The 14630-nt window shown below is 39.3% G+C and carries 12 protein-coding genes and 1 pseudogene; 10 read left to right on the top strand and 3 right to left on the bottom strand.

Annotated features, from left to right (window positions below; translation table 11 throughout):
* The 4 genes and pseudogenes from AC2JBO_RS35050 to AC2JBO_RS35035 form a co-directional block, all read left to right on the top strand.
* Positions 1-242, top strand: a pseudogene (locus AC2JBO_RS35050) (FHA domain-containing protein); the annotation flags it as partial.
* An 88-nt stretch (positions 243-330) separates the two neighbouring features.
* Positions 331-936, top strand: a complete 606-nt coding sequence (locus tag AC2JBO_RS35045) for a DUF4058 family protein (protein ID WP_496958258.1) — start codon at positions 331-333, stop codon at positions 934-936.
* 170 nt (positions 937-1106) lie between these two features.
* The gene (locus tag AC2JBO_RS35040) at positions 1107-2987 is read left to right on the top strand and encodes a hypothetical protein (RefSeq protein WP_496958257.1); all 1881 of its coding nucleotides are present in this window, start codon (positions 1107-1109) and stop codon (positions 2985-2987) included.
* 288 nt (positions 2988-3275) lie between these two features.
* Positions 3276-6323, top strand: coding sequence for a PAS domain S-box protein (locus AC2JBO_RS35035; protein WP_496958256.1), 3048 nt, complete (start codon positions 3276-3278; stop codon positions 6321-6323).
* A gap of 79 nt (positions 6324-6402) precedes the next feature.
* Here the strand turns inward: AC2JBO_RS35035 and AC2JBO_RS35030 are convergent, their stop codons facing one another.
* Complete coding sequence (locus tag AC2JBO_RS35030; RefSeq protein ID WP_496958255.1) at positions 6403-7293, bottom strand: LysR family transcriptional regulator; 891 nt, start codon at positions 7291-7293, stop codon at positions 6403-6405.
* A 90-nt stretch (positions 7294-7383) separates the two neighbouring features.
* Here AC2JBO_RS35030 and AC2JBO_RS35025 point away from each other — a divergent pair, with 90 nt between their 5' ends.
* The 4 genes from AC2JBO_RS35025 to AC2JBO_RS35010 all read left to right on the top strand — a co-directional run bounded on the left by AC2JBO_RS35025 (position 7384) and on the right by AC2JBO_RS35010 (position 10133).
* The gene (locus tag AC2JBO_RS35025) at positions 7384-8124 is read left to right on the top strand and encodes an SDR family oxidoreductase (RefSeq protein ID WP_496958254.1); all 741 of its coding nucleotides are present in this window, start codon (positions 7384-7386) and stop codon (positions 8122-8124) included.
* Positions 8125-8237: 113 nt separating this feature from the next.
* Positions 8238-8519 (top strand): NAD(P)H-dependent oxidoreductase, encoded by a 282-nt coding sequence (locus AC2JBO_RS35020; RefSeq protein ID WP_496958253.1) that lies wholly within the window; start codon positions 8238-8240, stop codon positions 8517-8519.
* Positions 8520-8720: 201 nt separating this feature from the next.
* The gene (locus tag AC2JBO_RS35015; RefSeq protein ID WP_496958252.1) at positions 8721-9917 is read left to right on the top strand and encodes an MFS transporter; all 1197 of its coding nucleotides are present in this window, start codon (positions 8721-8723) and stop codon (positions 9915-9917) included.
* A gap of 63 nt (positions 9918-9980) precedes the next feature.
* Positions 9981-10133, top strand: a complete 153-nt coding sequence (locus AC2JBO_RS35010; RefSeq protein WP_496958251.1) for a hypothetical protein — start codon at positions 9981-9983, stop codon at positions 10131-10133.
* Between the two features lie 134 nt (positions 10134-10267).
* Here AC2JBO_RS35010 and AC2JBO_RS35005 read toward each other — a convergent pair whose 3' ends face one another.
* Positions 10268-10990 carry an RpnC/YadD family protein gene (locus AC2JBO_RS35005; RefSeq protein ID WP_496958250.1) on the bottom strand — a complete coding sequence of 241 codons (723 nt, stop codon included), beginning with the start codon at positions 10988-10990 and terminating at the stop codon, positions 10268-10270.
* A gap of 546 nt (positions 10991-11536) precedes the next feature.
* Here AC2JBO_RS35005 and AC2JBO_RS35000 point away from each other — a divergent pair.
* Positions 11537-12883 carry an NAD(P)/FAD-dependent oxidoreductase gene (locus tag AC2JBO_RS35000; RefSeq protein WP_496958249.1) on the top strand — a complete coding sequence of 449 codons (1347 nt, stop codon included), beginning with the start codon at positions 11537-11539 and terminating at the stop codon, positions 12881-12883.
* Here the strand turns inward: AC2JBO_RS35000 and AC2JBO_RS34995 are convergent.
* Positions 12880-14172, bottom strand: coding sequence for a glycosyltransferase (locus tag AC2JBO_RS34995; protein ID WP_496958248.1), 1293 nt, complete (start codon positions 14170-14172; stop codon positions 12880-12882). The genes AC2JBO_RS35000 and AC2JBO_RS34995 overlap by 4 nt on opposite strands.
* 133 nt (positions 14173-14305) lie before the next feature.
* Between AC2JBO_RS34995 and AC2JBO_RS34990 the strand changes: the two genes are divergently transcribed.
* Positions 14306-14630: TetR/AcrR family transcriptional regulator (locus AC2JBO_RS34990; RefSeq protein WP_496958247.1), on the top strand; the 325-nt coding region annotated here is incomplete at its 3' end.

The following is a 14630-nucleotide window of genomic DNA, read 5'->3' as shown; positions in this document are numbered from 1 at the left end:
TAGTAGCAAATAACTTTGAGATAACAGACATGCGGAACGATAAAGGTCAAATGTATGCTGCTGGCGCCATTACTCTTGGTGGTCCATACGCTGCTGTTGATAGTTTCCTTGGTTTACAGTACGCATGTTTGGTATCTGTTGACTCACTTAGTGCCGCGCGGGCGCCTTCTGTACATAAGTTGAATGTAGTCACATCGTTTATACAATGGTTGAAGTGGATATTTAATCAATCACCCATTTAGCCGTAGCATAGGCGTCTCGCCTGTGCAGTCATAGTAATTATTTTTACCACAGAGGCACAGAGTCCACAGAGAAGAGATTTATTTAGTTATGTTACTGCAAGACCATTTTCATCCACCTCTATCGTTAAGGCGCCACTGGCATTCTTTCCATAATGCTTGGGCTACTTACATTGCATCTGATTTAAATTCTAAATTGCCAGAAGCTTATTTTGCAGAACCTAATGTACAATTCGAGGTAAAACCCATAGTAGAAACCGTCGAAATCAGTATTTTTAACACAGAAGGAGGCGCCGTTTTAGCAGGAGCAATTGAATTAGTTAGTCCAGCGAATAAAGATAGAGCCTCACATCGTAAGGCATTTGTATCTAAATGCGAAACATTATTGCGACAGGGAATTGGTTTGGTAATTATTGATGTTGTTACCGGACGCAAAGCAAATCTTCACGACGAACTATTATATAGAATTACAGAGAAAGCATCGAATTTAGGCGCCGACTTGTACGCTACTTCTTATCGAGCAATTGAACGTGATGGGCAACCAAGCCTTGATATATGGCAAGAAAAAATTAATATAGGTAATACTTTACCAACTATACCATTTTGGTTACGAGGAAACAATTGCTTACCACTTGATTTAGATAGTATTTACGAGCGTACTTGTAAAGAGCAACGAATTTATGCTAGTAGAGCTTGATTGGCAACGGATGTAACGGATATAACGGATAAGTTATTTTTCATGAACAAGCATTTGTTTAACGCGCGGTGACTATCTGTTACATCCGTTTATAATTTGTTGAGAATGGTTATAATGCTGGAATTTTTCAGTAATTTTACTCTAAGCAGTATTCAAAGCTATTCAATAAAATGAAACTTAATTTACAACAATATGCATTATTTATATATCCAATGTTAGAACGGCGCCAATTTCTTAAAGTTTCAGCTTTAACAGCATTTTTTACAATTACACCTAATTTATTTTTTCCGTTATCAGCTGATGCGGAAGTTCAAAGCAATATTCAAGATAATCAACAAGAAAAATATCATATATTTATAGGAGAAGAGATTATACGTAATGGTGGTAAACAAAAAGTAACGCTCAAGTCGGGTGAAAGCCATGAACTAGATTTTAAACCAGGTGAGGCACTTAACACTCAAACAATTGTAAAGCCAAATTTGGGTTTAAAGGGTAATGAAGTTTGTTTCGTTATACATGTATTATCATCAGAAGGGAATAATACGGTTAGCGATATAATAAAAAAATCTAAATTACAGTTTCCGAACAGTAAAGAATTATGTGAAGATGTATATCAAAAAATCCAATCGGCAGAATATGCTGAAGATTTAGTGGCTTTGGATTTACTTGAAGATGTACTGGAAAAATCACAACTTGATGATTCAGAAAAGAAATTAATACGTGGGACATACCAGTTTGTTCGTGCTGGAGAACCCATCAATGATTTTGGGACTTTAACAAAGCTTGATAAAATTGTTGAAACGGCATCAATTCCAACATCTTTAAAACGAAAGTATTCAATTGCTAGCGCGACATCAAGAGCATTAACTACAGATATTCTAATTATAGCTTTATTAAACAAACAGGCACCAAAATTAATTAATGCTTATAAACAAATACGTGATGGGGATCAAAATGATAAAGATGAAGTATTATATAAAGTATTAGACCGTGAAATTCGTAATTCTGATTTACCCAATGATGGTAAAGTAATTTATCAAGTAGCGCGCGAGATATATGTTAATACCGATAACGTAGCTGAAGCCGTGGATTTTAAAGATATTGCACAACAAGTTACAAACATAGGAGTAAAAATAATACCTTCTGCAACAAATGTTTTGGGTCTTTTAGGGGGACAAGCAGGTACTGGTGCCGCAATTAGCACTTTAAGTGGAGGCGCCGCACTCAATTCTACGCTTGCCTTTTTAGGTGGTGGTTCTGTAGCGAGCGGTGGTTTGGGAATGCTTGGTGGATTGGCTGTTGTAACTGGTGGCGCCGCATTGATTGGCGCTGCGGGTTTAGTATCTATTGCTTTAGTTTCTAAATTGGATGCTGAAGATAAAGTTAATTTGGGCATTGCAGGGGTTATTGGAACTTTAACGAGTGCTACAGTTGCACTTGTAGCTTGGACAGCTATGAGTACAACGATTTCAGCTACTGGTGCTGCGGCAATTAGTGCAACAATTGCAGCATTAGGTGGAATTAGTACCATTACTGGTGGCGCCGCATTCATTGCATTTGGTGCAGGATACGTAGTTTGGCAGTTTCTTCAGGGGAATAAGAAGCGTTCGGGTGATATTGTCAAGCAGTTAGAAACCCGACTATATACGCTTACGGAAGAATCTAATTTGCAACTTGTAGAAACTTTAAGAAATCAATTTCCTTCTGAGAATTATAAGAATAGAGTTTTTGCTGCCCCAGATATTCCCTTAGATAAACTTGCAAATTCCCTTTCTCAAATTACATTTGATAAACAAGAGAAGGTTCTTGCCTTAGTTGATATAAAAAATTTTGATTTTGACAAAAATATTTTTATTTTCACAGACAGGCGAATGATATGGAAGGAATTATTTAAACAAGTTGATTATTTGGCATATCAAGATTTACATAATCCTAATAACTGGAGGAAACTTCCTAAGCTTTTTGGCAATGATAAAAATAAAGATAACGATTTTGGAGAATTGTTAGTTAAGTTAGACAAAATGTATAATCTACAGCATATTTCGGGTTAATGAGGTACATACATAATGCCAAAAACCTCTACGTGTATCGGATGAACATACAATCTGCTGTAAGTAATTAATTTTACCACAGAGGATACAGAGGATAGTAGCATAGTATTTTTGTATGTGCCTAGGCGCCTAATATTCTATGATTATTAATGCTTGTAGTATAAATAAGGTGTATGTATAGCGAAACACAAATGGCGTAAAGAAAGTTAGCTAAATCTGGCATCATTGAAATAACGCAATGTCATTCCCGTTACGTTTGTAGCTTTTTACTCGCCCGTTGATTTAAAGATGACTGAAACTTCCCCTACAACGATTGTGACAACCGCCCCTTTTCCTGCAAATGAGGTGGAACGCTTAGAGGCGCTGCGACGGTATAATATTCTCGATACGCCACCAGAAGTTGCTTTTGACCGCATCACTTCCTTGGCCGCGCGTTTATTTAATGTGCCGATTACGCTGGTTTCCCTAGTTGATGAATCGAGAGGTTGGTTTAAATCTGCCTACGGGTTTGATGTGCGCGAGGTGCGGCGAGATACAACTATTTGCAGTTTTGCGCTGTTAAGTGATGAAGTTTTAGTTATTCCTGATACTAGGCAAGATAGTCGCCTAGTTTGTAATCCCTTTGTACAAAATGAACCGGGTCTGCGGTTCTATGCAGGCGCCCCGTTGGTGACGCAGGACGGTTTGAATTTAGGCACTCTTTGTTTGTTAGATACGAAACCGCGTGATGCCTTGAGTGATGAGCAAAAAGCTATTCTGAGCGACCTTGCGGCAATGGTGATGGATGAGCTAGAACTGCGGTTGGCTGCCCGTAAGGTTGCTCAAATGGATGCAGCGTTGCTAGAAGTGACTCAAGGCGTTTCTACTTTGACGGGTGAAGCTTTTTTCTCTGCTTTAGTACAGCATATGCTCAAAGTGCTGGGGGTTGATTATGTTTATATTGGTTTGGTAGACCCCGATAACCACGAAATAATTCGGACGATTGCTGCCTGTGCCAAGGGGCAGATTATTGATAACTTTGAATACCTGTTGCGTGGGACCCCTTGCGAGCAAGTACTCCAACAACGAAAACTGTGCTGCTATCCCCATCGAGTCCAAGTTTTGTTTCCCCAAGCGCCTCTTTTAGAACCTTTGGGTGTAGAAAGCTATGTGGCGGTTCCATTTTTTGACACTACAGGTGTACCTCTGGGCTTACTAGGCGTGATGGATGGCAATGCTTTGACAAATGTTCAACTGGCAGAATCTCTATTGACAATTTTTGCCCTACGTATTGCGACTGAACTGGAGCGACAGCAAACAGAGGCAGCAAGGCAACAAGCCCAGTATGAGTTAGAACGCCTAGTTGAACAGCGAACAACTGAATTATCTCAAGCCAACGAATTACTCCAAGTGCTACTTGATAATGTGCAGGCAGGAATTGTAGCCTGTGATGCTGAGGGAATTTTAACTTTATTTAATCCAGCAGCACGAGAATTTCATGGTTTGCCGGAGCAAGCATTGCCACCTGAAGAGTGGGCAGGACATTACGACCTGTATTTACCCGATGGCAAAACGCGGATGTCTAAAAATGAGATTCCCCTATTTCGAGCATTACAGGGGCAGACGGTCAAGAATGATGAAATGGTGATTGCGCCCAAACATGGGAAGGTAAAGACGCTGCTTGCTAGTGGACAGGCAATTGTCGATAACGAAGGTAAAAAACAAGGGGCAGTTGTTGTGATGCATGACATCACCGAACGCAAAATTGCCGAAGCCGAGTTACTAATTTCTGATGTTGCTTTGCAGCAAATGCCCGATGCGATTTTGTTGACCGATTTGGAGGGTAATATTCAACGTTGGCTGGGTAATGCCGAGCAAATCTTTGGGTATACAGCCGCAGAGGTGATTGGCAAACCCGTTAGTTTCCTCCATCACCCGGATATTAAACCAACGATGATGGCTGAAATAATTCGCGACCTTCAAGAAACTGGTGCCTTTTGTGGTGAAGTTGCCTGCCTGCGAAGAGATGGCTCGCCAGTGCCAATTGAAACAACAGCCAAAACTGTGTACGACAAAGCCGGAAATCCCATCTTTATCATTGGCATTAACAGAGATATTAGCGAGCGCAAACAGGCAGAAGCCGAACGTACACAATTGATGCGGCAGCAAGTTCAAGAACAAAGCGCGCGTCTAAAAGCAGAAGAAGCAAATCGGATCAAAGATGAATTTTTGGCGGTGTTGTCTCATGAGTTACGAACACCACTCAATCCAATTTTGGGTTGGTCTAAATTGCTTCGCAGTGGAAAATTGGATAGCGCAAAAACAGATTATGCCTTAGAAACAATTGAGCGCAATGCTAAACTCCAAACCCAGTTAATTGGTGACCTTTTAGATGTGTCGCGCATTTTGCAGGGTAAGCTCACTCTCAGCATGGCTGCTGTCCATTTGGCGCCTACAATATCTGCGGCAATTGAAACTGTGCAGTTGGCAGCCATCGCTAAGTCAATTCAAATTGAGACGGTGTTTGACCTAAATGTTGGGCAAGTTTTGGGTGATTCTGCTCGGTTACAGCAAGTGTTTTGGAATTTACTTACCAACGCTGTAAAATTCACAGAGAATGGCGGACGGGTGGAAATTAAACTGGGGTGCATTGACTCCCAGGCTGAAATTAAAGTTAGCGATACAGGTAAAGGCATTAGTCCTGACTTTTTGCCCCACGTATTTGAGTCTTTTCGGCAGGCAGATGCAACAATAACCAGGAAGTTTGGCGGGCTAGGGTTAGGGCTGGCAATTGCTCGTCACTTGGTAGAACTGCATGGAGGAACTATTTATGCAGAGAGTCTTGGTGAGGATTTAGGCGCCACGTTTACGGTAAGATTACCATTAATAGCCGTTGTTGATAAGACTTCTCAGGAAAAGGTATCCCCTGTTAAGAGCATTGATTTGAGTCAACTACGAATACTCATAGTTGATGATGAAGCTGATATGCGAGATTTGATAGTCACCATTTTAGAAGAGTATCAAGCAAAGGTTGAGGTTGCTGCATCTGCTGCTGAAGCATTGGTTTTGCTAGAGCGTGTCGAGCCAGACTTGTTAATTAGCGATATTGGGATGCCTGATATCGATGGTTACACACTGATGCGACAAATCAGGAAATTAGCGCGCTCTCAAGGTGCTTTAATTCCAGCAATTGCCCTGACAGCCTATGCAACAGAGTATGATCAGCAACAAGCCTTGGAAGCAGGATTTCAACGGCATGTGTCAAAACCAGTTGAACCTGAAGAATTAGTCAAGGCTATCGCAACACTAATTGTTACAATTGATGCAAAAACGAACGGGTCAGGTAAACAAAACTAATAAAAGCCAAATGTATTTTGCTGGCGCCATTATTTTTGGTAATTAATAAAACTCTCTTAAATACAAAAATAAAAAATTCTTATGCAAGACTCCTAATAATTTCTAAAAAAGCTAACAGTATTGGTCTAATATTTTCTGGTTTCCAAGCAATACCTAACGCTGTAATCGGTGCTTCAGGATTCAGAGTACGGTAAACAACACCTGTACGCTGAAAGTTTTTCACATGGGATGGTAATAAAGAAATACCCATTCCTGCAGCAACGAATCCCAACATGACTTGCATTTCTCTAGCTGCACAAACAACATTTGGATGCAAACCTGCTTTTTGGTAAATATCAAAAATCTGTTCGTGTAATCCGCAACCCCTATCACGGGAAGCTAAAATTAGCGGTTCATTAGCAAGTGCAGTAATGGAAATTTCTGAGTGTGCAGCTAAAGGATGATTCTCTGGTAAAGCCAAAACCAAAGGTTCTTGAAGCAAAATTTCCAGTTCTAAATTTGCATCAGTGATGGGTGGTGTCACGAAACCAACATCCAGATTATTTTCTGAGAGCGCAATTAATTGTTCGCTGGTGGTCATATGCTGCATGATTATCTCCACTTCAGGGAAACGCTCTCGAAATCCTTTAATTGAAATAGGTATAATATCATACACTGATGAGCCTTGAAATCCAACCGTTAATTGACCAATTTCTCCACGATTAGCTCTCTTGATTATTCGTATTCCTTGGTCGAAGCGTAAAAGAATTTGTTCAGCTTCTGTGAGGAAAATTTGACCAGGTGCAGTTAATTTTAGTTGACGTGGGTTACGTTCAAATAGTATAATTCCTAGCTCTTTCTCTAAATTTTGAATTTGACGACTTAAGGATGGTTGGGTAATATTTAACCTTTCTGCTGCACGACCAAAATTTAACTCTTCCGCTACAGCTAAAAAATATCTAAGGTGACGCAATTCTATATTTTGATTCATGCTTTTAAACTATCGATTTCTAGCCTAGAAGGCATTAGACTTAAATACCAGCTTTAGCATAGATTATTAGAGAAGAATAAAAAAATACCCATGAAACTTGAAAATGCTGTGGTTCTGGTTACAGGAGCAAATGGTGGTATTGGTGGTCATTGGATTCAAGGATTACGGAATAATGGAGTATCAAAAATTTATGCTGGTGTGCGAAATACGCAAAAATTAGACAGCATAGTGGCCACAGACCCACAAAAAATTGTTGCTGTAGAGCTTGATATTACCGATGAAACCTCCATCGCTAAAGCCGCAGCACAATGTCCTGATGTTACTTTATTAATCAACAATGCTGGTATCGCATTTAACCAAGGTTTCATTGCCTCAAAAGACCTATCAGCAGCTAAAACCGAAATAGAGATTAATTATTTTGGAACATTGGCAATGTGCCGTGCTTTTGCTCCAATTCTCAAAATGAATGGCGGTGGTGCGATTGTCAATATGCTAACCATTTTAGCAAAGGTCAACCTGCCTGCAAACGGTTCCTACTGTGCAGCTAAAGCTGCTACATTTTCCATGACTCAAGGGGTGAGAGCTGAATTAGCAAATCAAGGAACCCTTGTTATTGGTGTAATGCCAGCTACAGTAGATACGGGAATGAGTAAAGATTACCCTCCACCGAAAGTTTCTCCCGTAGAAGTGGTCAGGGAAGCACTACAAGCAGTTGTGAACGGAGTAGAGGACGTTTATCCTGGTGAACAGGCAAAGCATTTAGCTGCACAGTTGTTGAGTGACCCCAAAGCAGTTGAAAAAGCTTTAGCGCAAATGTTACCAATGAGTTAATTTACTAGTATTTTTGTTTAGCTTGCTAATTATAGTATTAATTTAAGACTAGTACACACGCGAGAATACATTTTTTAAGAAAGCGGATAAACTAGATATGACAAAAATTCTGCATGTTGATACTAGTCCTAGAGGACAACGTTCTCACTCAAGGATTATTAACAGGGAAGAAAATGCTAGTCATTACTGCGCGGGGTGGAAGCTTTCCTGTGGGAACTCCTGCTGCTAGTTTTGATTTCCAAGAACCTTATATTCGGACTATTTTTGGTTTAATGGGTGTTACCGATATTAGCTTTGTTCATGCAGAAAACCTGGCAATGAAAGGTGATGTGCGGGAACAATCTTTACAGTCAGCAAAAACTAAATTAGCAGCATTAATTACAGAGTGGAGTTAATGCTAAAATTCAAATTTTCATCTGTTTCAGCAATATTTTTTCTGGCGACTACAGGGATAAATTTATTGGGCGATTATTAGTGGCACTTTGCGAACAGTATTTTCCTTTTAATTTTTATTGATGATATATTTTATGTTCTATATTTTTTTACAAATTTGGAATATTGAGTTATCAAATAATTAAATTTTCACGTTAAACACAATGAGCAAAACAAATTTAAACTCAAATTTTACCAAAGCTACTCTTTTATTAGTTAGCACCCTTACAGTTATGTCGGGTGCAACGATTGCACCATCCTTACCTGCAATGCGGGAATATTTTTTAAATGTACAGAATGCAGATTATTTAGTTAAATTAGCACTAACTTTACCAGCTTTATTTATTGCATTAGGGGCGCCATTAGTTGGTATTATTATTGATAGAGTCGGGCGTAAACCGTTATTAATTATTGCCTTAATTATCTACGGAATTGCAGGAAGTTCCGGTTTAATTCTCAATGATTTGACCTTAATTCTAGTCGGACGAGCATTATTAGGTATTAGTGTTGCTGGACTTATGACGAGTGCCACAACCCTAATAGCTGACTACTATATTGGTGCAGCACGAGCGCAGTTTTTAGGATTACAAGCCGCATTTATGGGGTTAGGAGGTGTATTTTTTCTCTCAATCGGTGGTTTTATTGCAGAACAAAATTGGCGTTATCCCTTCGGTATTTACTTATTCTCTCTACTACTTGTGCCATGTGCTTCGAGCTTTTTACTGGAACCAGAACGTAACCAACCCGTAAACCAAAATCAGGAAATAGTTACACAGACTCAGAAATTGCCGTTTAACTTAGTAATTATCACCTATGGAATTGGTATATTAACCCAAATTGTATTTTATTTAATCCCCGTACAATTACCCTTTTATCTCAAACAGTTATTTGGTGCAGGTGCATCTCAAAGTGGAATTGCGATTGCATTAGCTACTCTATTCTCGGCGATGGCTTCGCTGTTATATAGACAAATCAAAGCCAAATTTAGTTTTACTGCTATTTATGGCATCGCGTTTCTAAATATAGGTATAGGTTATTACTTTATTAGTATAGGAAAAGGATATCCAATTATTTTATTGGGATTAGTGATTGCAGGTTCCGGTTTGGGCTTATTAATGCCGAATATGAATCTTTGCCTCATCTCCGTTACACCCGACACAATGCGGGGAAAAATTATTAGTGGGGTGACAACATCACTCTTTTTAGGGCAGTTTCTTTCACCTTTGTTAAGTCAACCACTGAGTGCAAAAATTGGTTTAGCTAACACCTACGCATCTGCAGGAGGATTTATGTTCGTTTTAGCAGTAATGGCATTAATCACCTTGTATAACCTTAAAGGAAAAGTAGGAGATCAAAGATAATTTTTTGGACACAGAGAAAAAAGTTCATAGCAATTTTGTATGTACCCAGGCGCCTAATAGTCTATGATTATTTATGCAGCAGAGTATGATCAGCAACAAGCCTTGGAAGCAGGATTTCAACGGCATGTGTCAAAACCAGTTGAACCTGAAGAATTAGTCAAAGCTATCGCAACACTAATTGTTACAATTGATGTACAAAACGAACAAGTCAGGTAAACAAAATTAATAAAAGCCAAATGTATTTTGCTGGCGCCATTATTTTTGGTAATTAATAAAAACATTGTAGAGACTAAACATGTTTAGTCTCTACATATTATTTAATCAGAACGCAAAACGCAATTCAAACTCTTTTATTCTTCCGAAGTTTCCTCGGATGGCTGAATTTCATTCAGTCGAAGCAGAAATTCCTCTACAGAACCTATAACAACTGATTGCCGATGAAGTTGTTTTAACACATCTATATTATCTATTGTCTCAAGACGCTCACTAATTTCTGCTGGTACACCTCCAAATCGCACCTCTAAAGCTGCAATAATTGACTCACGTGCATTTATCACCATGCCATCTAGTTCGATATCTGTAATATAAGGCACTCGTCCTTCCTCCTGAATACGTTTAAATTCTTGTTTAAAGGTGATTTCCAATGGTTTTGGTAACACCATCATCCATTGAATTAAGCGGAACAACTCCAGTATCTGATTTTTAGTATAGCCACGTTCATAAAGTCCGCGCACTAAACTTAATTTGGATTGGAACCGTTGATTTGGCTTTCCTACAGTGTCCAAAGTACTCAAATGCGCCATAATTACCACTGCAAATGGATTTAACGAACGCTCTAGTTCACTCCATCGCGTTTGAAAATCCAATAACTTTACCATCGGGTACTTTGTGCCGCTAAAAAATTTCCAACGTGAATAGCCGAATCTTGTTGGGCGCCAATTTGGGTCATCATCTCCTAATACCACCAAGCTAATTACTTCGTTATCATTCTTATCAAATATCCTATGGTTATAAACATGTATTCGCTTGGGAAAATCTTTTTGGTATTGACTTTGTATTTCGATATGAATCAAGACAAAAACTTCTTCTCCATCGTGAAGCCAAACTTTTACTAATTTGTCTGCAAGACGATTTCCAATTTCAGCATCTCTAGTTACCTCTCTTAAGTCAGTGTCTAATGATTCATAACCTCTTGACCAGTCTATGTCAGCATGAATCTGAGGAAAACATAACTCTAGGAATGATTAAAAATAAACATCTAATGCTTCTTTCCAAGGACTATCGTAATCTGATGATATTCTTCTTGCCATGCAGAAATTCACCCTTAATAATAATTGAATGTTTTTATTTTATCAGTAAATAAGATGATTTTCAATATTTAATAAGTGAAAATATGGAGTTTTATATAATAAAATTAATTACGTTTATTTTGATATGAAATTTAAAATATTGGTGCGTAACGCTACAAGCTTGTAATTACAAGTATAAATTTTTCGTAGCGTTACGCACCCTACTTCTTTTTTTGCAATTGTTCACTATTAACTACAACAAGTCTTATGATTTTGTTAAATATTATGTAAAGAATATTTACAACTATATTGACAACGGGAATTATACTTATGGGAACTTTAGTTGAAAATAATAAACCACACGAGGTTGTAATTATTGGTGGTGGATTTGGTGGAATGTATGCTGCAAAGGCGCTTGGTTCTGCAAATGTAAATGTTACTGTTATTGATAAACGTAATTTTCATTTGTTTCAACCACTTTTATATCAAGTTGCTACAGGTACGCTATCACCTAGTGATATTTCCGCTCCATTGCGCTCTATACTAAGCAAAAGTAAGAATACAAAAGTTTTGCTAGGAGAAGTTAAGGATGTTGATACCAAAACACAAGAAGTGATATTGAATGACCGAGTAGTACGATACGATACTTTAGTTGTTGCCACAGGCGCCAATCATTCTTATTTTGGTAATGATGAGTGGAAAGAAGTTGCTCCTGGTTTAAAGACTGTTGAAGATGCGCTCGAAATACGTGGTCGGATATTTAATGCATTTGAGGCAGCAGAAAAAGAAACTGATCCCAAAAAACGCCGCGCTTTGTTGACCTTTGTGATTGTGGGTGGTGGTCCAACAGGGGTAGAATTATCAGGCGCCATTGCAGAGTTGGCAAACAAAACTCTTCAAGAAGATTTTCGTAATTTCGACACCTCAGAAACAAAAATTTTACTATTGCAAGGCGCCGACCGTGTTCTCCCAGGTATGGCACCTTCTTTATCGAAAGCAGCAAAAGCATCTTTAGAAAAGTTGGGTGCGAGTGTACAGACAAACACGCGCGTGATAAATATTGAAAACAGCGTAGTTACTTACAAGCAAGGAGATGAAGTACATGAAATTGCCTCGAAGACTATATTATGGGCAGCAGGCATTCAAGCTTCACCGATGGGAAGGATTTTAGGATTACGTACAGGTGCAGAATGTGACAAAGCAGGACGAGTTATAGTTGAACCAGACTTGAGTATTAAAGGGCATAAAAATATTTTTGTTATTGGAGACTTAGCCAGCTTTTCTCACCAAAACGAGCAACCGCTCCCAGGTGTGGCGCCAGTTGCTACACAAGAAGGTGAATACGTTGCTAAATTAATTCAAAAGCGTTTGCAAGGTAAAACGATACCAGCATTTAAATATAATGATTATGGCAGCCTAGCCATGATTGGACAAAATGCTGCTGTTGTAGATTTAGGTGCAATCAAGTTAAAAGGTTTCTTTGCATGGATATTTTGGCTACTAATCCATATCTATTTCTTAATTGAGTTCGACAGTAAATTCTTAGTAATGTTCCAGTGGGCATGGAACTATATCACCCGCAAACGTGGTTCAAGATTAATTACTGGTCAAGAATCTTTAACATTGGCCAAAGTCATAACCAAGCAGCCAACGATAGAAAAGACGATAAATGTTTAATGTAACAAAGCAACACCACGTTTTTCTATTTCCTCTACGACAGCAACGGCGCCTGCTATCCCATCTTCAGCTTGAATTTTTGACCCTAGTGAAGCTGCTCGCTCACGCATTGTGGAATCTGTCAAAGTTTTTTGAATAGCTTGTGCAAGTCTTTCAGCAGTTAATTGTTTACGCGGAATTGGTTCCGTCCCAACCCCTAATTTCGCGACGCGCTGACCCCAAAAAAACTGATCACCAAAGAAAGGGATGATAATAGAAGGAACGCCTGCTCTCATACCGGCGGCTGTCGTACCGGCGCCACCGTGATGCACTACAGCTGCAACGCGCGGGAAAAGCCATGAATGGGGGACTGAATCTATAAGATACACGGTATCTGGTAAATTATCTGAGCGTAAACCACTCCAGCCAGAGAGCATAATGGCACGTTGTTGAGTTTTGGCTAGAGCTTCCAAAATAAGATTGGCAGTTGCTTCCGGATTCCGATTACCCATACTTCCAAACCCAATATATATAGGAGGCGAACCACCTTCCAAAAATTCTATGAGAGCAGATGGTGGGTTCCAATCAGGCGCCTCCTGAACGTTTACATCCAAAAACCAGTAGCCAGTAACACAAGTATTATTCCAATCAGATGGTTTAGGAATAACTGATGGGCTAAAACCATAGAGAGTTGGATATTTTTTAAGGCAGTCAGTATCATATGGTCCCCAAAATGAAGCAGCGGGCAAACCAAGTACTTCTTGCCGCACAAGTTTATCAGCGCTCCGAAACCCTTGCCACAAAGCTTGTCTTACCAATTGATGTGACAAACGATTCAAAAAACCCCCTGTTTTATCTACAAAGTCAGGAAACAAAACACCAGGAAATGCTTTTGTTGGCGTAAAGGGAAAAACGTAAGCTTGAAGTAGTGGAATTCGCAACTTTTGGGCAAGAGCAACAGCAATATTCAGTCCCCCGACTCCTACAATCAATAAATCCATACCCTGACAAGCAGCTTTACCTTGATTTGCCCAATCAATTGCAGCACTTTGAACTAGTTTTGCTGTGCGCGACTGAATGGCGAGGAAATTTCCTTTTTCCAATAGCTCACGCATTTCTTTAGTTTCGACAATTTCTTGGACATTACCAGAGACTGCCCAGAACTCTAACCCGTGTACACGAACCAAATCTCCAAAGTTTTCTTGAGTTACCAGTCGCACCGAATGACCTGCTTGTTTTAAACCCTTTCCCAAAGCAACATAAGGTTGAACATCTCCTCGACTTCCCAAAGCAATAATAGCGATACGCATAAGTTAACTCTCTATAGCTAGTAAATGACGATTATGTCAATTTGATGTTAACGTCATTTTGACGAATGTGTCAATTTTTGTTTATATTAGGATTAGTAAGTAAGTTGGCGCCATAGTTTGGTTTTGTATACGTATGAAGGAATCTCGACGAGCATCAATTGGTTTAGACAAAAGGGAGCGTACACGAGCAAAACTAATTGAATCAGCTTACCGAGTGTTTGCTCGTAAAGCAGCGGATGCCGTTACTATTGATGACATCATCGCAGAAGCAGCAGTCGCAAGAGGCACATTCTATAACTACTTTCAAACACGAGAAGACGTGCTTAAAGCTGTTGCGGGCAACTTGAGTGACGAAATAAATCAAAAAATATGGGTACAGTACGCTGAAATTAGTGACCCTGCTGAACGTTTAGCAATTGCCATTCGTCAATTTCTGCATCAAGCGATTCGGGATTCGA

Source organism: Calothrix sp. CBUCES-K 9914 (assembly GCF_059640475.1).
This window is presented reverse-complemented; position numbering and strand designations above follow the sequence as displayed.